18 protein-coding genes and 2 other annotated features are annotated in these 18,548 nt (G+C 42.6%); of the genes, 17 read left to right on the top strand and 1 reads right to left on the bottom strand.

Going from position 1 to position 18,548, the window contains the following annotated elements; genetic code table 11:
• The first annotated feature begins 23 nt into the window (after nt 1-23).
• From hemL to ysxE, 3 genes are all read left to right on the top strand, one after another.
• Nucleotides 24-1,316 (top strand): glutamate-1-semialdehyde 2,1-aminomutase, encoded by a 1,293-nt coding sequence (gene hemL / locus NSQ34_RS12445; RefSeq protein WP_176966894.1) that lies wholly within the window; start codon nt 24-26, stop codon nt 1,314-1,316.
• Nucleotides 1,317-1,452: 136 nt separating this feature from the next.
• Entirely contained in the window at nt 1,453-2,817 is a 1,365-nt protein-coding gene (locus NSQ34_RS12440; protein ID WP_061109427.1) for a LysM peptidoglycan-binding domain-containing protein, read from the top strand.
• Nucleotides 2,818-2,854: 37 nt separating this feature from the next.
• Nucleotides 2,855-3,886: a spore coat protein YsxE gene (gene ysxE / locus NSQ34_RS12435; RefSeq protein ID WP_034279820.1), complete on the top strand. Its 1,032-nt coding sequence runs from the start codon at nt 2,855-2,857 to the stop codon at nt 3,884-3,886.
• Between the two features lie 51 nt (nt 3,887-3,937).
• On the opposite strand, the gene NSQ34_RS12430 is transcribed toward ysxE, so the two are convergent.
• Nucleotides 3,938-4,126, bottom strand: coding sequence for a hypothetical protein (locus NSQ34_RS12430; RefSeq protein ID WP_034279822.1), 189 nt, complete (start codon nt 4,124-4,126; stop codon nt 3,938-3,940).
• A 168-nt stretch (nt 4,127-4,294) separates the two neighbouring features.
• Nucleotides 4,295-4,524, top strand: a binding site (T-box leader).
• A gap of 60 nt (nt 4,525-4,584) precedes the next feature.
• Here NSQ34_RS12430 and NSQ34_RS12425 point away from each other — a divergent pair.
• The 14 genes from NSQ34_RS12425 to rplU all read left to right on the top strand — a co-directional run bounded on the left by NSQ34_RS12425 (nt 4,585) and on the right by rplU (nt 18,545).
• The gene (locus tag NSQ34_RS12425) at nt 4,585-7,227 is read left to right on the top strand and encodes a valine--tRNA ligase (protein WP_342500937.1); all 2,643 of its coding nucleotides are present in this window, start codon (nt 4,585-4,587) and stop codon (nt 7,225-7,227) included.
• A gap of 65 nt (nt 7,228-7,292) precedes the next feature.
• On the top strand, nt 7,293-8,597 hold the full coding sequence (locus NSQ34_RS12420) for a folylpolyglutamate synthase/dihydrofolate synthase family protein (RefSeq protein WP_268456565.1): 1,305 nt from the start codon (nt 7,293-7,295) through the stop codon (nt 8,595-8,597).
• 147 nt (nt 8,598-8,744) lie between these two features.
• Nucleotides 8,745-9,476 carry an A24 family peptidase gene (locus tag NSQ34_RS12415; RefSeq protein ID WP_268456563.1) on the top strand — a complete coding sequence of 244 codons (732 nt, stop codon included), beginning with the start codon at nt 8,745-8,747 and terminating at the stop codon, nt 9,474-9,476.
• Between the two features lie 157 nt (nt 9,477-9,633).
• The gene (locus tag NSQ34_RS12410; RefSeq protein WP_254001387.1) at nt 9,634-10,650 is read left to right on the top strand and encodes an SPOR domain-containing protein; all 1,017 of its coding nucleotides are present in this window, start codon (nt 9,634-9,636) and stop codon (nt 10,648-10,650) included.
• A gap of 177 nt (nt 10,651-10,827) precedes the next feature.
• Nucleotides 10,828-11,397: a Maf family protein gene (locus NSQ34_RS12405; protein WP_046311944.1), complete on the top strand. Its 570-nt coding sequence runs from the start codon at nt 10,828-10,830 to the stop codon at nt 11,395-11,397.
• Between the two features lie 47 nt (nt 11,398-11,444).
• Nucleotides 11,445-12,119, top strand: coding sequence for a DNA repair protein RadC (radC, locus tag NSQ34_RS12400; RefSeq protein ID WP_034280738.1), 675 nt, complete (start codon nt 11,445-11,447; stop codon nt 12,117-12,119).
• A gap of 89 nt (nt 12,120-12,208) precedes the next feature.
• Nucleotides 12,209-13,228: a rod shape-determining protein gene (locus tag NSQ34_RS12395; protein ID WP_007501538.1), complete on the top strand. Its 1,020-nt coding sequence runs from the start codon at nt 12,209-12,211 to the stop codon at nt 13,226-13,228.
• 27 nt (nt 13,229-13,255) lie between these two features.
• The gene (mreC, locus tag NSQ34_RS12390; protein WP_048239013.1) at nt 13,256-14,155 is read left to right on the top strand and encodes a rod shape-determining protein MreC; all 900 of its coding nucleotides are present in this window, start codon (nt 13,256-13,258) and stop codon (nt 14,153-14,155) included.
• Complete coding sequence (mreD, locus tag NSQ34_RS12385; RefSeq protein ID WP_061109422.1) at nt 14,152-14,670, top strand: rod shape-determining protein MreD; 519 nt, start codon at nt 14,152-14,154, stop codon at nt 14,668-14,670. Before mreC ends, mreD begins: the two co-directional genes overlap by 4 nt.
• A gap of 54 nt (nt 14,671-14,724) precedes the next feature.
• On the top strand, nt 14,725-15,408 hold the full coding sequence (gene minC / locus NSQ34_RS12380) for a septum site-determining protein MinC (RefSeq protein WP_046311942.1): 684 nt from the start codon (nt 14,725-14,727) through the stop codon (nt 15,406-15,408).
• Between the two features lie 2 nt (nt 15,409-15,410).
• Nucleotides 15,411-16,214: a septum site-determining protein MinD gene (minD, locus tag NSQ34_RS12375; protein ID WP_017358134.1), complete on the top strand. Its 804-nt coding sequence runs from the start codon at nt 15,411-15,413 to the stop codon at nt 16,212-16,214.
• 217 nt (nt 16,215-16,431) lie between these two features.
• Nucleotides 16,432-17,223 (top strand): M23 family metallopeptidase, encoded by a 792-nt coding sequence (locus NSQ34_RS12370; protein WP_326254164.1) that lies wholly within the window; start codon nt 16,432-16,434, stop codon nt 17,221-17,223.
• Nucleotides 17,216-18,085: a M50 family metallopeptidase gene (locus tag NSQ34_RS12365; protein WP_034279844.1), complete on the top strand. Its 870-nt coding sequence runs from the start codon at nt 17,216-17,218 to the stop codon at nt 18,083-18,085. The genes NSQ34_RS12370 and NSQ34_RS12365 overlap by 8 nt, the downstream gene beginning before the upstream one ends.
• A 66-nt stretch (nt 18,086-18,151) precedes the next feature.
• Nucleotides 18,152-18,224 (top strand) — a sequence feature (ribosomal protein L21 leader region).
• Nucleotides 18,225-18,236: 12 nt separating this feature from the next.
• Nucleotides 18,237-18,545, top strand: a complete 309-nt coding sequence (gene rplU / locus NSQ34_RS12360; RefSeq protein WP_003216781.1) for a 50S ribosomal protein L21 — start codon at nt 18,237-18,239, stop codon at nt 18,543-18,545.
• Nucleotides 18,546-18,548: the final 3 nt, after the last annotated feature.

The following is an 18,548-nucleotide window of genomic DNA, read 5'->3' as shown; positions in this document are numbered from 1 at the left end:
CGGATAGACAGGAGGACGTTGAAATGGGACGTAGCTATGAAAAATCAAAGCAAGCATTTGAAGAAGCACAGCATTTAATGCCTGGTGGTGTCAACAGCCCTGTACGTGCATTTAAATCAGTCAACACAGACCCGATTTTTATGGAACGAGGCAAAGATGCCAAGATCTATGATATTGATGGGAATGAATACATCGATTATGTCTTATCATGGGGACCGCTTATTTTAGGACATACGAATGACCGTGTTGTTGAAAGCATTCAGCGAGTAGCGGAAAATGGGACAAGCTTCGGTGCTTCTACGTTAGTTGAAAATGAATTAGCTAAACTTGTAACAGAACGGGTTCCTTCCATCGAAGTTATTCGTATGGTCAGCTCTGGTACAGAGGCGACGATGAGTGCACTTCGTCTAGCTCGCGGTTTTACAGGCAGAAATAAAATTGTGAAATTTGAAGGCTGCTATCATGGCCACGGTGATTCTTTGCTCATCAAAGCGGGTTCTGGAGTGGCGACGCTTGGACTGCCGGATAGTCCTGGTGTTCCTGAAGGGACTGCAAGCAACACAATCACAGTACCGTACAATGATTTAGAAAGCATTCAAGTTGCTTTTCAAGAATTTGGAGACGATATCGCGGGTGTCATTGTAGAACCGGTTGCAGGAAATATGGGGGTTGTCCCTCCGCAAGAAGGTTTCTTGCAAGGGCTGAGAGACATCACGGAGCAATATGGATCATTACTTATTTTTGATGAGGTCATGACAGGCTTCCGTGTGGATTATCACTGCGCGCAAGGCTATTTTGGCATCACACCTGATCTGACGTGCCTTGGTAAAGTGATTGGAGGCGGTCTTCCGGTCGGTGCTTATGGCGGAAGAGCGGATATTATGAGACAAATTGCGCCAAGTGGTCCAATTTATCAAGCAGGAACGTTATCTGGTAACCCTCTTGCGATGACAGCAGGCTTAGAAACTCTAAAACAGTTGACACCTGAGTCTTATGAAGAATTTAAACGAAAAGGTGACCGTTTAGAAGAAGGCATTTCGAAAGCGGCAAAAGCATACGGAATTCCATTAACGTTTAACCGTGCGGGTTCCATGATCGGATTCTTCTTTACAAATGAAGAAGTGATCAATTATGACAAAGCGAAAACAGCTGATCTTGCTTTATTCGCTGAATTTTACAAGGAAATGGCCGATCACGGCATTTTCCTCCCGCCTTCTCAATTTGAAGGACTATTCCTGTCAACAGCTCATACAGATGAAGACATCGAATATACAATTGAGACAGTGGAAAAGGTTTTTCAAAAACTACGTCGATAAAACAAAAGGCCGATATGGAGACATATCGGCTTTTTTGCATTGGAGAAAACCAATCATATTTTCACTCCCTCCCTCATACAACTGTATTGACATCTAATTTTATTTTTTAAGGATTAGATGAAAGGAGGACACCGACTTGTCTCAAAACAATCGATTACAGTTTTCGGTAGAAGAATCCATTTATTTCAAAAGCGGACAGGAAGTCAGTGAGCTGCTGTCAATTTCTCTCGACCCTGACATTCTCGTTCAAGAAGTGAATGATTATGTTTCCATTAGAGGTTCACTCGAGCTAACAGGAGAATACAACATAAATCAAGAGGAGCTATTGGGTGAATTGAGTTCCTTTCCAACATACAGGGAAGCAGATGAGGTAAAGGTCAGAGAAGACGGAACGGCGGAGCTTCTGCATCAATTTCCAGTCGATATCACCATTCCGAAGAACAAAATTAGTCATTTAAATGATGTGTTTGTGTTTATTGATGCGTTTGATTACCAGCTGACAGAGAATCGTTTGCTCACCATTCAGGCTGATTTAGCCATTGAGGGCTTGTTAGACGAGGAAACGCCTGAAGCGCCTGTAGAGGAGCCATATGAATTTGTCCATCGTCCTGAAGAGGATTATGGCGATATGGCCTACGATTATCAGTTGCAGCCGGAACAAGAAGAACAAGAAGAGCTGCAAAGCGAAGAACGTGAGCATGATGAGATTCAGCCTGTATTCCAACATGCCACGCGCGCGGAGCAAGAGGAACAGGCAGTACAGGAAGAACAAGAAGAACAAGAAGAACAAGAAGAACAAGAAGAACAAGAAGAGGAAGAAGAAATTAAGATAGAGCTGGTGAGGGAAGTAGCGGAAACGCCCGAAGAAACGCCCGAAGAAACGGAAGAATTAGAAGAACAAGAAGAGCCGGAACAGCCGGAACAGCCTAATAACCAAGAAGAAGCGGTGGCGTCTGGCTATCGATCTATTCCTGAAGCTCAGGTGCAGGAACCGCCATTTTTTGAACCGCCAAAGCTTTTAGAAGAAGAGGACCGAGAAGATCCGTTCTTTGAAGTGGAAGTGAGAAAGGATCCGGAAGCTGCTGAAGAGCAGGAAGAAACGGTACAGTCGTATCCGGCTTTTGAAACACCTGCTGATCAAGTGGAACCTGAGCATGAGGCGCACGATGATGAATATCAGCTCGGGCGTTTATATGAACGGGAAGCACCTAAAATATATGAGTCAGCTCAAGAAGAAGAGGAGCTTGAAGAAGACGTGAGAGAAACGTCTGGCAGTGAGAACTCTCTTTATTTAACAAAGCTGTTCGCTAAGCAGGAGGAGGAAGATTTTTCCCGCATGAAAATATGTATAGTTCAGCAAGAAGATACGGTCGATCGTATTTGTGAGAGATATCAGTTGAATGTGCAGCAGCTTCTTCGCACAAACTCATTATCGATGGATGCGGAGCTTGAGGAAGGGCAGATTCTTTATATTCCTGAATATCAAAAAAGCAATGCATAGCAAGCGATGACTGACCGAGAAAATGTGGTGAGTGAACGTGGATGAAATCCAATCTGTCTTATACGAATACGGGCTTGAGGCTGAATATATTGAACCTGTCAGTCCTGCTGTCATCAAGGTCTATACAAAGCAGGGTGTATTTGCTCTGAAACGAGTAAAAGCCAGCCGGCATATGCAATTTACAGAACAAATGCTTGAACTGGAATCAAAGGGCTATCGCTCCTTTGTGCCGATTTATCGGACGAAGAGCGGTTCCTTTTTCTCAAGTCATCGGGAAAGCCGGTATGCATACTATTTGATGCCGTGGCTGACGAATGAAAAGAGAGAAGAGCAGGACGATAAGCATGAATATTTATTTCAAGAGATTGCAAGACTTCATAAGCGGACTGAAGTCATGATGGATATCACAGCGCAAGAGATAGAAGCACATTACACACAAATCAAGACCAAATGGGAAACAGAGAAAGACATGTATGAACGATTCATAGAGCGGGCAGAACAAACGTGGTATATGTCGCCATTTGAGCTGGCCGCTGCTATGTATTTTTCAGAGGCGATGTCTGCCAGTGAATTTGCGCTTGAACGTTTAGAAGATTGGCATGAAGAAATGACAGACAAAGAGACAACGCGTGTTGTGCTAAATCATGGACAGCTATCGATCCATCACTTTTTGTATAATGATGTAGGGACAGGACATTTCACCAATTTTGAGCGGTCTAAAAAAGCCGCCCCCATTTATGATCTTCTGACCTTTTACTTTCGGACATTCAAAACCTATCCCACGTCTTGTCCTGAATGCACTTCCTTGTTTTATACGTATCAAAAAGGAAACCCTCTTAGGGAGGAAGAACTGCATTTATTCCTAAGCTACCTCGCTTATCCGCAAGGTCTGTTTGATACGGTAAAAGCCTATGAAGCAGGCGGGCAGGATGAAATGGAAAGCTGCCAGCAGCTGTTAAGAGCGTATTGGCAGATGAAAAATTCAGAGCCGACTGTCATGAAGATTCACGAGATTGAGCAGGCTAGACGGCTTGAAGAAGAACAAAGTGCCTCGTCATCGGCGGAATGACGAGGTTATGCTGCGTTGGCTTTATATGGGCAGGTACATAATGATAAGTTTTTAAAACCAATCAAGGTGAAAGGCACAGACGAGAAAAATAAGAATACCTAGAATGAGGACGTCAAATGTCGTAGGGAAAATGATCGTACGAAATCCTTGAAATATAGCAATCGGGAGAACGACTTGGGAAGCAACTGCCCGAATTTGTCTCAGCCAGGGGGGAAGTGTGTAAGGATTGATCTTCTTCAAATCAAACGCCCTCCTTCTTCATTTTGTTATTATCATATGGGCAAAAGGGCGAAGGGTGCCTGCCCAATTTGTATAAAGAAGAAGAAAAGCGGAAAAGATGATTGACGAAAACAAAAGGCATTTAGTAATATTAATAAAAGATGAGTATGTGCTGATGAACGTGATATATCGTAAGCGTGGATCAGGAAGAGTACGAGCAAGACCCTAAAGAGAGGGAAGCCAAGAGCTGAAAGGTTTCCTAGGATGTACTTGTTTGGAAGGTCGCCTGTGAGCTTAATTTCTTGAATGAACAAGTAGAGAAATTCGGGAGAACCCCGTTATCCTTTAGAGTGTATGGGACACGTGTATGTGTCTCATGAAAAAAGGTGGTACCGCGAAAAAGCTTTTTCGTCCTTTTATAAGGATGGAAAGGCTTTTTTTTATGTTTCATCAGCCGAAAAAATGTGGAGGTTACACAAATGGGAACAAATAATCAAGAAATGCCAACAAAGTACGATCCAAATGCGATTGAAAAAGACCGCTATACGTACTGGCTTGAAGGGAAATTCTTCGAAGCACAAAATGACAAAACGAAAGATCCATATACAGTCGTCATTCCTCCACCAAACGTGACAGGAAAACTGCATCTTGGGCATGCATGGGATTCTACACTACAAGACATCGTAACACGTATGAAACGAATGCAGGGCTATGACGTTCTTTGGCTTCCAGGTATGGACCATGCCGGTATTGCGACTCAAGCAAAAGTCGAGGCAAAGCTTCGCGAAGAAGGCGTAAGCCGGTATGACCTTGGCCGGGAGAAATTTGTAGAAGAAACGTGGAAGTGGAAAGAAGAATATGCAGATTTTATTCGCAGCCAGTGGGCGAAAATGGGCCTTGGCCTCGATTACTCCCGTGAACGTTTTACTTTAGATGAAGGTCTGAATAAAGCCGTTCACCAAGTGTTTGTTCAATTGTATGAAAAAGGGCTTATTTATCGCGGAGAGTACATCATTAACTGGGATCCAGCAACGAAAACGGCACTTTCTGATATTGAAGTGATTTATAAGGATGTTCAAGGTGCGTTTTATCACTTGAGATATCCGCTTTCAGATGGAACAGGTTCAATTGAAATTGCGACAACAAGACCTGAAACTATGCTGGGGGATACAGCCGTAGCCGTACACCCTGATGACGAACGCTATCAGCATTTGATTGGAAAAACAGTGGTTTTACCAATTACAGGCCGTGAAATCCCAATCGTCGGTGATGACTATGTCGATATGGAGTTTGGTTCAGGTGCTGTGAAAATTACACCTGCTCATGACCCGAATGACTTTGAGCTTGGAAACCGCCATGGGTTAGAGCGTATTCTTGTCATGAATGAAGATGGCACAATGAATGCGAATGCACTGAAATATAAAGGGATGGACCGCTTCGAATGCCGCAAACAGCTTGTGAAGGATTTACAAGAGGAAGGCATTTTGTTCAAAATCGAGGACCACATGCATTCAGTTGGGCATAGTGAGCGAAGTGGAGCTGTCGTTGAACCGTATTTATCGACACAATGGTTTGTGAAAATGCAGCCGCTGGCAGACGAAGCCATTCATCTGCAAAAAGGGGACGACCAAGTTCAATTTGTTCCAGACCGATTTGAAAAGACATATTTACATTGGATGGAAAATATCCGTGACTGGTGTATTTCTCGTCAGCTATGGTGGGGACACCGAATTCCGGCTTGGTATCATAAAGAAACGAAAGAAGTATACGTTGGACTTGAAGCACCAGAAGATATTGAGAACTGGGAACAGGATAACGATGTGCTTGATACATGGTTTAGTTCAGCACTTTGGCCGTTTTCTACAATGGGCTGGCCAGATGCAGACAGTGAAGACTTCAAGCGCTACTACCCAACCAATCTGCTTGTAACAGGCTATGACATCATTTTCTTCTGGGTATCCCGCATGATCTTCCAAGGACTTGAATTCACAGGAGAAAAACCGTTTAAAGATGTCCTCATTCATGGGCTCATCCGCGACGAACAAGGACGTAAAATGAGTAAGTCGCTTGGCAACGGAATTGATCCAATGGAGGTCATCGACAAATACGGTGCGGATTCATTAAGATATTTCTTAGCGACTGGAAGCTCACCAGGTCAGGATCTTCGTTTTAGCTTTGAAAAGGTTGAATCCACTTGGAACTTTGCGAACAAAATTTGGAACGCATCCCGTTTTGCTTTAATGAATATGGATGGTTTAACGTATGATGAGCTTGATTTATCAGGGGGAAAATCAGTTGCTGATCAATGGATTTTAACACGCTTAAATGAAACGATTGAAAGTGTCACACAGCTTGCTGACAAGTATGAATTCGGTGAAGTGGGCAGACATTTATACAACTTCATTTGGGATGATTTCTGTGATTGGTACATTGAAATGGCGAAACTTCCGCTTTATGGTGAAGACGAAGCGGCGAAGAAAACGACTCGTTCGATCCTTGCGTATGTATTAGATCAAACGATGAGGCTTCTACATCCGTTTATGCCGTTCTTAACAGAAGAAATCTGGCAGCATCTACCGCATGAAGGTGAGTCCATTACTGTAGCGGCATGGCCTGAAGTGAAGCCGGAGCTTTCCAACGAACAAGCTTCTGCTGATATGAAGCTGCTTGTTGAACTCATTCGTTCTGTTCGTAACATTCGCAGTGAAGTGAACACGCCAATGAGCAAACAAGTTGAGCTTTACATTAAAGCATCTACGTCTGATGTTCAGGAACGTTTAGAGAAAAATCGTTCATATATTGAGCGCTTCACGAACCCAAGTGTTCTTGAAATTGGCACAGATGTTCCAGCTAGTGATAAAGCGATGACGGCTGTTATTTCTGGAGCAGAACTCATTCTGCCGCTTGAAGGCTTAATCAACTTGGATGAAGAAATTGCACGTCTGCAAAAAGAGCTTGATAAGCTGACAAAAGAAGTGGAACGAGTACAGAAAAAGCTTGGCAACGAAGGCTTTATGAAAAAAGCGCCTGAAAGTGTCGTAGAAGAAGAGCGTGCGAAAGAACGTGATTATGTCGCAAAACGCGAAGCTGTTCAAAAGCGTATTGAAGAGCTGAAAGCATAAGGTTGAAAAGACGGCTCCTAATGAAATGGAGTCGTCTTTTTTGAAAATTTCGTATGAAATGAGAGATGACATTGTTTACAACCTATCATGAAGCGATTGAGTGGATTCACAGCAGACTGGCCTTTGGTGTAAAACCGGGTCTTGAACGAATGAAATGGCTGATGAACAGACTAGGCAATCCGGAACAAAGCATAAAAGCAATACATGTTGCAGGTACAAATGGTAAAGGATCAACCATTGCGTTTACGCGTTCTGTTTTACAGGCAGCCGGCTATTCGGTCGGAACCTTCACCTCTCCGTTTATACTAACGTTCAATGAAAGAATCAGCGTGAACGGAGCGCCTATAGAGGATGAAGAATGGCTGAGTTTGGTGAATGAAATCAAGCCTCTTGTTGATGAATTAGATCAAACAGAGCTTGGTGCAGCAACAGAATTTGAAATCATTACAGCGTGTGCATTTGCTTATTTTGATCATGTGCACCAAGTAGACTTTGTCCTCTTGGAAACAGGGCTTGGCGGAAGGCTTGATTCTACAAATATTGCTGTGCCAATCTTAACAGCGATTACGTCGATTGGTCATGATCATATGGCCATTTTAGGTGACACACTTGAACAAATTGCAGCTGAAAAAGCAGGCATTATCAAAGAGGGTATTCCGATGATCACGGCAGTTCACCAGCTTGAAGCTCTTGCTGTCATTCAAAACACAGCCAAAGAAAAAAATGCCGAATGTATTTCTTTACATGATACTTGTAGTTTTGATGAGCAGCAGCCGACAGAAACAGGTGAACGATTCACGTTACGCACATCAAAAAGGCGGTATCCTCAGCTTGAAACAGGATTAATTGGAACGCATCAAAGGCAAAATGCTTCCCTTGCTGTTTTACTCATTGAATGGCTGGAGCAAGAAGGCTATATTAGCGTGACAGAAGAGCAAATATATGAAGGCGTTCGGCAGGCAGTTTGGGCTGGAAGGTTTGAAAAAGTCAAAGATCATCCTCCAGTGTATTTAGACGGTGCTCATAATGAAGAAGGGATCGATCGTTTAATTGAAACTGTGCAAGCTCATTTTTCTAGTAAACAGGTGCATATATGTTTTAGTGCTTTAAAAGATAAGCCGTACAAGCAAATGATTCAAAAGCTTGAAGCCGTTAGTTCTTCTATCCATTTTGTTTCATTTGATTTTCCAAGAGCCGAATCAGCTGAAAAGCTTTATGTATGCAGTCAGTTAGACGCAAAGTCTTATGATGATGACCCTCGTACAGTGCTTGAGTTCATTCAGAAAAAAAGTGATGATCCTTCAGCGGTGATTCTTGTGACAGGCTCTCTTTATTTTATTTCAGATATACGTAATCGTATGATCGGGTAACAAAAAAACGCAAATGGCTTCAATGCCTCTTGCGTTTTTTTCTTTTGATACGCAGAAGGGAAGTAAAATCATATTTTCGCTATGTGCTCAATGAATAGGGTCGTGGTAAAATCCGGTCTATCTTATTCTCGGAAGGGGTCACAATATATGATAGGCATTTTTGTGTTTCTTGCAGGCATCACCATGGGGTCGTTCTTTCATCTAGTTGGTGAAAGGCTGCCACTGAAGCGGTCTATTCTTTTTCCTCGTTCTCACTGTACAGCCTGTAAACAGCCGCTTTCCTTGCGCGAGATGATTCCGCTAGTTTCGTATGCATTATTGAGGGGGACTTGTAAATATTGCGGCACTCGGCTGTCTTTGCTATATCCACTGATTGAGCTGCTGTCAGGCAGTCTTTTTTTGCTCATGTATAGAATCGCTGGTATTTCGTTTGAAGGTCTTTTTCTTGTGATTCTTTGTAGTTTATTTGTGATTGCTGTCGTGAGCGATCTCCTTTATATGAGGGTGCCAAACGAGCTGTTTCTCTTCTTTTTTCCTCTTTTCGTCATATACCGCACGCTTGAACCTCTACTTATTTGGTGGGAAGGAGCGGCTTCGCTTCTTTTTTGCTTTCTCTTGTTTTATATTTTAGATCGTTTCAAGCCAAATAGCATGGGCGGAGCTGATATCAAGCTGTTCGGAGTGCTTGCATTTTGCTTAGGATTCAAGCCATTCCTTCTCATTCTTTTCCTCTCGTGTATCACTGGAATCGTCTATGCGAAGGTTTTTTCTTTTCGATTAGATGAGCCATTTCCCTTTGTTCCTGCGATCTCTTTTTCTTTTTGGCTGTATCTCTATGGAGTTCATGTCATGCTCCCATTCACCGGGTCGACCGGTTGAAAAAATTGGCGAACACTTTTTTTTCCTGCCGACAAAAGTCTTGTTCTTTTTTTTATCCGCTATGTTAAAGTGTGAAACAGAAAGAAGGACGGGTTACATTCGCGCTGATTCATTGGACAAAAAGGTCTTTCTTACAAACAATGTCAGAAAGCGGGGAATGACAGTGAAAAAAAGGCAGGCAAAAAAACAAGGGTTAAAAGTCAATATTAATGGCAAAGAAGAAATACTTCATGAAGATGACCATCAGCCGCCAAAACAACAAGAGGATGATCAAGTGACGTTTTCGAATTGGGAGGAAAAAAGGCAGTCAGAACTGGAGACAGCTGCTTCCGAGGAAGAACCGGCTAAACCGAAAGAAGAAGATTTCCAGTGGGATGATGCAGCTGATCATATTTATCATTCTGATCCAAAGGTCGTCACACCTTATCAAAAGAAAAAAGGCTCCTTTGATCAGAAGTTCGGTAAAAACCGCGGCCCGTTTAAGAGAGTGATGACAACGATTGTGTTTGCAGTGGTTCTTGGGACAGGCCTAGGTGTGTTTGCACTTAGCCTAAGTCAAGATGGTACTCAGAATCCATCAGAGGGAGATATCAGCGTTTCAGCATCCGGAAATCAATCATCGATGAAAGCGGGCGGGGATGCGCCGCCAGCAGATACTGCTGATGAATCAAAAGAGAATAAAGATGAAAAAAGCGCCTCTGACAGCTTTTCAACATATGTTGTACAGGCTGGAAAGTTTTCCTCTGAAAAAGGAGCAGATGAATTAGTTGGCAGTTTAAAAGAAGCAGGATACGCGGGGAAAAAGGTTTCAATGGATGATGGCTATTATGTTATTGCCGGGCTTGCGACAGAACAGGGCATGACAAGCGCTGTTGGGAAGAAGCTGATTGATCAGCACTTTGAGGCGTGGGGAGGCAAGGAGCTCTCATTTCAAGTACCGGAGGAGCTGACTAGTTTAATAGAAAAGGCATCTGTTTTATCCTCTAAGGTCATTGCAGGGGATGATGTGGATCAAAAGGACGTTGCGCAGCTGATCTCTGAGCTTGAAAGTGCCAAAACAACGGACGCACCAGCTAAAAGCAGTTTGCTGAAAGCGGTGCAGCTGTTAAATGAACCTACTGCTGAAAACGGGTGGAAATCTCAGCAGGTACTGCTTGATCAATTAAATACGTAAAATCATATTTTAAGAAACCAAACTAGTCAAAAAATGACTAGTTTTTTTCTTTTGCATCCAACATAATGATGAAGGAACATGAAAAATGAATTTTCGTAAATTGTCGGTAAGATGTACATTTGATAGGATGAATGGGTATCTTACTTCTTAGGCTAAACCCTGAAAGGATGAACAAACATGAACCAATTGATTCTCGCATCTCAATCCCCTAGAAGAAAAGAATTGCTTGATCTAGCAGGGTTTTCTTATGACATTCAAGCAAGTCAATTAAAAGAAGAAATAAATCGAAACTTTTCTCCTGCAGAGAACGTCCAATGGTTGGCAGAACAAAAAGCAAGTGATATTCAAAGATTATATCCCGAAGCTGTGATTATTGGTGCAGATACGATTGTTGCAATTGACGGCAAATGTCTTGGGAAACCAAAAGACAAGGAAGAAGCGGCCTCAATGCTTCAATTATTGTCAGGAAAGACACATCAAGTCTTGACGGGTGTCACGATTCAGTCAGAGAATAGAAAAGAAACATTTTATGAACAAACAGAAGTGACGTTTTGGACACTTGCGCAAAATGAAATAGACCGTTATATCGAAACGGGAGAACCGCTTGATAAAGCGGGAAGCTATGGCATTCAAGGAAAAGGCGCACTGTTTGTTCAAAAAATAGATGGTGATTATTTTTCCGTTGTCGGTCTCCCTATTGCCAAAACAGTTAGAGTGCTCGAAACATTTGGAATCACCCCTTTTTGATGACAGGAAGGAATCTAAAAGGAGTGGGCATCATGAACGATTTCCCTATGTTGCTAAAGCATTTTCCTCAAGATGAAAAGCCGAGAGAACGATTTATGAAATATGGTCCCGGCAGTCTGTCAAACCATGAACTTGTTGCGATTCTTTTAAGGACAGGCACAAAAAAGGAATCAGTTCTCCAAATTTCTGCAAGACTTCTGCAAACATTTGGCGGTCTTCGCTCTGTAAGAGAAGCCTCAATTGAAGAAATGTCGAAGATTCGAGGAGTTGGAAAGGCGAAGGCGGTCTCTCTATTAGCTGCTTTAGAACTCGGCACTAGATTACACCATCAAACGACGGACAACCGCTATGTGATCCGCACACCAGAGGATGGGGCAAAATATGTGATGGAAGATATGAGGTTTTTACAACAGGAGAATTTCGTTTGTCTTTATCTCAATTCAAAAAATCAAGTTCTTCATAAACATACTGTGTTTATTGGAAGTTTGAACTCATCCATCGTTCACCCGCGTGAAATTTTCAAAGAGGCGTTTAAACGTTCGGCTGCTTCATTTATATGTGTGCACAACCATCCATCTGGAGACCCGACGCCGAGCAGGGAAGATATTGAAGTCACACAGCGACTTTTTGAATGTGGAAAGCTGATTGGAATACAGCTGCTTGATCATCTTGTCATAGGTGATCAAAAATTTGTGAGTTTAAAGGAAAAAGGGTATTTGTAACACTTTTTTTTTCAATGTTTTACGATATAATAGAGTTTATGAGTTTTTCCCTAAGGGAATTTTGGTTTAAGAAAGGAAGATACATACATATGTTTGGAATTGGTACAAAAGACCTTGGAATAGATCTTGGAACAGCGAATACGCTTGTTTTTATTAAAGGAAAAGGCATTGTTGTGAGAGAACCTTCGGTCGTAGCCTTGGAAACTGATACGAAGTCTATAGTGGCAGTCGGAAATGATGCTAGAAACATGATTGGCCGTACACCTGGTAATGTTGTGGCATTACGCCCAATGAAAGACGGAGTCATTGCAGATTACGAGACGACAGCAACAATGATGAAATATTACATTAATCAAGCATTAAAAGGCAAAGGGCTTTTTGCTCGTAAACCTTACGTCATGGTATGTGTACCATCTGGTATTACAGCTGTAGAAGAGCGTGCAGTCATTGATGCAACAAGACAAGCTGGGGCACGTGACGCATACCCGATTGAAGAGCCATTTGCTGCGGCAATTGGTGCTAACCTGCCTGTATGGGAGCCAACAGGAAGTATGGTTGTGGACATTGGCGGCGGTACAACAGAGGTAGCGATTATTTCTCTTGGCGGCATTGTGACATCACAATCAATCCGCGTGGCAGGAGATGAAATGGATGATGCAATCAGCAGCTACATCCGTAAAACGTATAACCTAATGATCGGTGATCGTACGTCAGAAGCGATTAAAATGGAAATCGGTTCTGCGCAGCCTGATGTACATGATGAGATGGACATTCGCGGCCGTGACCTTTTAACAGGTCTGCCAAAAACAATCTCTATTACGGCAGAAGAGATTGCAAAAGCGCTTCGCGATACGGTGGAAACAATTGTCGATGCAGTGAAAATGACTCTTGAAAAAACCCCGCCTGAGCTGGCAGCAGATATTATGGACCGCGGAATTGTTTTAACAGGAGGCGGTGCATTGCTTCGTAATCTTGACAAAGTCATTAGTGATGAAACGAAAATGCCAGTCATTATTGCAGAAGACCCGCTTGACTGTGTGGCAATCGGAACAGGGAAAGCACTAGAACATATTCATTTGTTCAAAGGAAAATCAAAAGATAATCGATAATCGGTCGTAATTAAAGAGGTGTAAGACATGCCGCAGTTTTTTATGAATAAAAGATTAATGTTGCTCCTTGTCTGTGTCATCGTACTGGTGGCCATGATTGGTTTTTCAGTGAAAAGCGGCAGAGGTGCTTCATGGCCGGAAAAATTAGTGGGGGATACGACAGGCTTTTTTCAAGGTGTCTTTCATAAACCATCACAATTTATTGCCGGTATTTATGGGAACGTACAAGATTTAAAGAACACATATGATGAAAACGAGCGTCTTCGAAAAAAACTTGATGGACAAACCCAATATGAGGCGAAACTTCAAGAACTAGAAGATGAGAACAAAAAGCTTCGCAAACAGCTTGGCTATGTGAACTCTATTCGTGACTACACGCCAATTCTCTCAACTGTTATCGCAAGAAACCCATCTCTTTGGGATAGCTTTGTGATGATTGATAAAGGGAAAAAACAAGGCGTGGACAAAGATATGGCGGTCACAAATGAGAGTGGTGCGTTAATTGGGAAAATTGAAAGTGATAAGCTCAACAATTTTACTTCGACTGTAAGGTTGCTAAGCTCTACTGACCAAAATAATAGAATTTCAACGAAAATTTTTGCGAAAAAGGGCAAAGAAGAACTCAATGGAATCATTAACGGTTATGACAGCAAGAAAAAAATGCTGACTATGAATATTCTGAAATCCGATGCAGATGGGGATGTCAAAAAAGGAGATCTTGTTGAAACATCTGGAGCAGGGGGCGTATTCCCGCAAGGCTTAACGATTGGTAAGGTGAGTGAAATTGAGCCAGACCATTACGGCCTGACAAAGATCATTTACGTAGAACCAGCGGCTGAACTCAACAATTTAGACCGCGTGATTGTGGTGAATCGCAGCACAAGTACAGCAGATGCATCTGAATTGACGAAGGAGGAAGGCTCGTGAAACGTGTCCTTCTTGCTTTCGTCATGTTGTTTATCTTCGTATTTGACAGCATTTTTGTTGATTTAGTGAAGCTCCCATTTGTTTCAGAGAATCAAATTTTAGCTCCTCATTTCATTTTACTCGCACTTGTATTTATGACTGCTTTTGTGAATCAAAAATATGGTGTGATTTACGGGTTTATCTTTGGACTTTTATATGATATTTCATATACAGGTATACTTGGTGTTCATATGTTTGGCTTTGGGGCGCTTTGCTATTTGTTAGCAAAAGCCTTTAAAGTTCTGCAAACGAATATGTTAGTTGTCGTCTTTCTGTCGATTATTGCTGTTTCCGTGATGGAGTTTTATGTATACGGCGTTCAAGCGACAATTCAACCAGGGATTATGCCGTTTAATACGTATGTCATCGAACGTTTTATTCCAACGATTCTTTTAAATACTGCTGCGTCTCTCATACTTGTTGTGCCGCTAAGGCTCTTTTTCACCCATGTGAAACAAGAACTGATCGACGAATAAAAGCAGGAGTTTGTCCAATTACGGCGAAATGAGTATGTTGTTGAGGTGAGCATCTTGAAAACTCAAAAACAGCAATATGTGACGATAAAAGGCACAAAAAACGGATTAACATTACAGTTAAATGATGACTGTTCGTTTGATGACCTTCTTTCTGGCTTGCGAGAGGTTCTGTTACTTGAGCAATATACAGATGGAAGAGAAGGACATAAAGTCAATGTGCATATTAAGCTTGGTTTTCGTTATTTAACAGAGGATCAGGAGACACGTTTGACCGAAGCGGTGTCTGAAAATGAACATCTCGTTATCCACTCCATTGAAAGTGACGTCATGTCAACTGAAGAGGCGAGACGATTAAAAGCAGAGGCTGAAATTACTTCTGTAGCAAAAATTGTACGCTCTGGACAGGTGCTGTATGTCGAAGGAGATCTTTTATTAATAGGAGATGTCAATCCTGGCGGAACGATTCGCGCAGGGGGAAATATTTTTGTGCTTGGCGCATTAAAAGGTGTGGCGCATGCTGGATGTAATGGCAACAAACAGGCTGTTATTGCGGCATCACATATGATTCCAACACAGCTTCGCATCGCACAAGTTATTAACCGTGCACCAGATCAAAAAGAAGATGGAAATGAAATGGAATGTGCTTATTTAGATATAGATGGCAATATGATCATTGAACGCCTGCAGCAATTGGCTCATATAAGACCTAATCTGACAAGGCTTGAGGGAGGAATGTGAAATTGGGCGAGGCTATTGTGATTACCTCAGGAAAAGGCGGCGTTGGCAAAACAACAACATCTGCAAACTTAGGCACAGCACTAGCAATTCAAGGGAAAAAAGTGTGTCTAGTTGATACCGATATCGGCCTTCGGAATCTGGATGTCGTGATGGGGCTAGAAAACCGCATTATTTATGATCTAGTCGATGTAGTAGAAGGAAGATGCAAAATTCACCAAGCGCTTGTAAAAGATAAGCGTTTCGAGGATCTTTTGTATCTTTTACCTGCTGCTCAAACAAGCGATAAAACGGCTGTAGAGCCGGAACAGATCAAAGAATTAATTCAATCATTGAAACAAGACTTTGATTATGTTGTCATTGACTGCCCTGCTGGAATTGAGCAAGGCTTTAAAAATGCTGTATCCGGTGCAGACAAGGCTATTGTCGTGACGACGCCTGAAATCTCAGCTGTGAGAGATGCGGACCGAATCATCGGTTTGTTAGAACAAGAAGATATCGAACCGCCTCGTTTGATTGTCAACCGTATTCGTACACACATGGCGAAAAATGGCGATTCAATGGATGTAGATGAAGTGGTACATCACTTATCGATTGATCTACTTGGCATCGTAGCAGATGATGATGATGTGATTAAGGCTTCAAACAATGGTGAACCGATTGTCATGGATGCTAAAAACAAAGTATCGATTGCCTATCGCAATATTGCCCGCCGCGTACTAGGCGAATCAGTACCGCTTCAATCTTTTGAAGAAGAAAACAAGGGAATGTTTGCAAAGCTGAAAGCATTCTTTGGTGTAAGAGCATAATCACTGAACCGTGATAGAAAACCTTTGCAGTCAGGAAAGGCGGCTGCCTTTGCGAAGCGAATTTGACATTCGTGAGCACCGGAGCGCAGACCGACACTGAATGCGAGGGTTTCTCTGCACGCTGAGACCGATTCGATGTGAATCGGTCTTTTTGTTGCATATCAGATGGGGTTGTCACATAAAATGTACAAACTGTTTGTATGTAAAGGGTGATCTCATGAAAAGAGTGGACGAGTACCGAAAGAAAATCGCGCAGCGCCGCAAAACGATGCAGCCAGCTGCTCTCCCTAAGAAGACGGCTTTCAAGAAAAAAGAAGATATCCCGCCATGGGTTATGCTGACAGAGGAAGAAAAGCATTCTGGCTCGACCTCCTATGAACCGGCGTCCCATCAGTCAAAGAAATATCGTCATCCCTTATTTAACCCGAATACCTTTGTGCTTAAATGCTTATTATCAGCGTCCCTTGTGTTGATTGCAGCCATTTCATTTAAAGGTCAGACAGGTCCGTTTCAGCAGCTGAAGCCGATGATTACTCAGACCTTTGAGCAAGATTTTCAATTTGCTGCTGTTAACCGCTGGTTTGAAAAAACAGTTGGACATCCGCTGGCCTTTTTAACAGAGAAAAAAGATGGCCAAAAGGACGTACAAGCGAATCAAGAACTGGCTGTTCCTGCCTCTGGTAAAGTGCAGGAATCCTTTACGCAAAATGGAGCAGGTGTCAAAGTGGAGACATCCGCTGAAGCCATAGATAGTATGAAGGAAGGCTATGTGGTTGAGGTGAAAAAGAAAAGCGATACAGGGCTTACCGTGGTGGTGCAGCATGCAGATAACAGCTATAGCTGGTACGGTCAATTAAAGAAAGCGGATGTGGCCTTATACGATTTTGTCGATAAGGGTGAAAAAATTGGCCAGATTTCGCTTGATGATCAAGGGAAGGGCACGTATTACTTTGCCATTAAGCAAAATGAACAATTTATCGATCCTATTCAGGTGATGACCTTTGAATAGATGGCTGCTCATGCTGACGAAAATTCATATCCATCCGCTGCTGTGGATTGTGATGGCGTTTGCGGTTCTGTCAGGCCAAATTAAGCCGCTGCTTTGTCTGCTTATCATCGTCTGTGTCCATGAACTTGGACATGCAGCGGCTGCCTGCTATTATCATTGGCGCATTCGGCGGATTTTTTTACTGCCATTTGGCGGAACGGTGGAAGTAGAGGAACATGGGAACCGTCCGTTAAAAGAAGAGCTGGCGGTCATTTTGTGCGGGCCGCTTCAGCATGTACCGCTCCAGCTCATGGCATGGCTTTTCATGGAGGCTTCTCTTATTTCGCATGACGTCTTTACGATGTTTACCTTTTATAATATGGCGATTTTTCTTGTGAATCTTTTGCCCGTTTGGCCGCTTGATGGCGGAAAATTATTCTTTTTGCTCTTATCCGTTTTTTACCCTTTCCAACGTGCACATGCCCTAGCAATAAAAGGCTCACTTGTCTTTTTCGGTCTATTGACAGGAGGGTTACTTTTGTTTGCACCGCTGCAATTCAATGGCTGGGTGCTGCTCACTTTTTTAGCTTATTCACTCGTGATGGAGCACAGGCAGCGGCATTACGTCAGGGTTCGCTTTTTACTAGAACGGTATTACGGTAAAAAAGAGCAAAAGGTAGAAAAGCTAATTCCGCTGAGAGCAAGTGCAGAGGAAAAAGTATACGAAGTGATGGCACGATTTCAAAGGGGCTGCAAACATCCGATTATTATTGAAAGAGATGGCGTGAAGATGAGCCAGCTTGATGAAAATGAACTGCTCCATGCGTATTTTTCAGATCGCAGAACCACCTCCTCAATGGAAGAGCTTCTTTTACCGTACTAATAGTGAAAATACATTGACATTCTGCGTCTAGTTTGATATATTTTTTAATGTTATGGATATGTAGCACCCGTGCTACAACCGCGCGGAGCAGGTGTAAAGTGCCTATGGCCCCCTGTATTCGGCGAGTCTGAGTTTATTAGGAGGTGCAGAGATGTACGCAATTATCGAAACTGGTGGTAAACAAGTAAAAGTTGAAGAAGGTCAAACTGTTTATGTTGAAAAACTAGCTGCTGAAGCAGGTGAAACAGTAACTTTCGAAAACGTATTGTTTGTCGGCGGAGACACTGTCAAAGTGGGTAACCCTTCAGTTGCTGGAGCAACAGTAACGGCTAAAGTTGAAAAACAAGGTCGCGGTAAGAAAATTACTGTGTTCAAGTACAAACCGAAGAAAAACAACCACAAGAAACAAGGTCATCGTCAACCTTACACTAAAGTTGTTATCGAAAAAATCAACGCTTAAGGC

The organism is Bacillus sp. FSL P2-0069 (assembly GCF_038593315.1).
GTDB lineage: Bacteria > Bacillota > Bacilli > Bacillales > Bacillaceae > Bacillus > Bacillus safensis.
The sequence above is the reverse complement of the archived record's forward strand: the minus strand, read 5'-3'. Positions and strand labels throughout refer to the sequence as shown.

Coding starts and splice junctions, on each gene's coding strand:
- hemL (WP_176966894.1), top strand. CDS start 24: ATGGGACGTAGCTATGAAAAATCAAAGCAAGCATTTGAAGAAGCACAG.
- NSQ34_RS12425 (WP_342500937.1), top strand. CDS start 4,585: ATGGGAACAAATAATCAAGAAATGCCAACAAAGTACGATCCAAATGCG.
- NSQ34_RS12420 (WP_268456565.1), top strand. CDS start 7,293: ATGACATTGTTTACAACCTATCATGAAGCGATTGAGTGGATTCACAGC.
- NSQ34_RS12415 (WP_268456563.1), top strand. CDS start 8,745: ATGATAGGCATTTTTGTGTTTCTTGCAGGCATCACCATGGGGTCGTTC.
- NSQ34_RS12410 (WP_254001387.1), top strand. CDS start 9,634: ATGACAGTGAAAAAAAGGCAGGCAAAAAAACAAGGGTTAAAAGTCAAT.
- NSQ34_RS12405 (WP_046311944.1), top strand. CDS start 10,828: ATGAACCAATTGATTCTCGCATCTCAATCCCCTAGAAGAAAAGAATTG.
- radC (WP_034280738.1), top strand. CDS start 11,445: ATGTTGCTAAAGCATTTTCCTCAAGATGAAAAGCCGAGAGAACGATTT.
- NSQ34_RS12395 (WP_007501538.1), top strand. CDS start 12,209: ATGTTTGGAATTGGTACAAAAGACCTTGGAATAGATCTTGGAACAGCG.
- mreC (WP_048239013.1), top strand. CDS start 13,256: ATGCCGCAGTTTTTTATGAATAAAAGATTAATGTTGCTCCTTGTCTGT.
- NSQ34_RS12370 (WP_326254164.1), top strand. CDS start 16,432: ATGAAAAGAGTGGACGAGTACCGAAAGAAAATCGCGCAGCGCCGCAAA.
- rplU (WP_003216781.1), top strand. CDS start 18,237: ATGTACGCAATTATCGAAACTGGTGGTAAACAAGTAAAAGTTGAAGAA.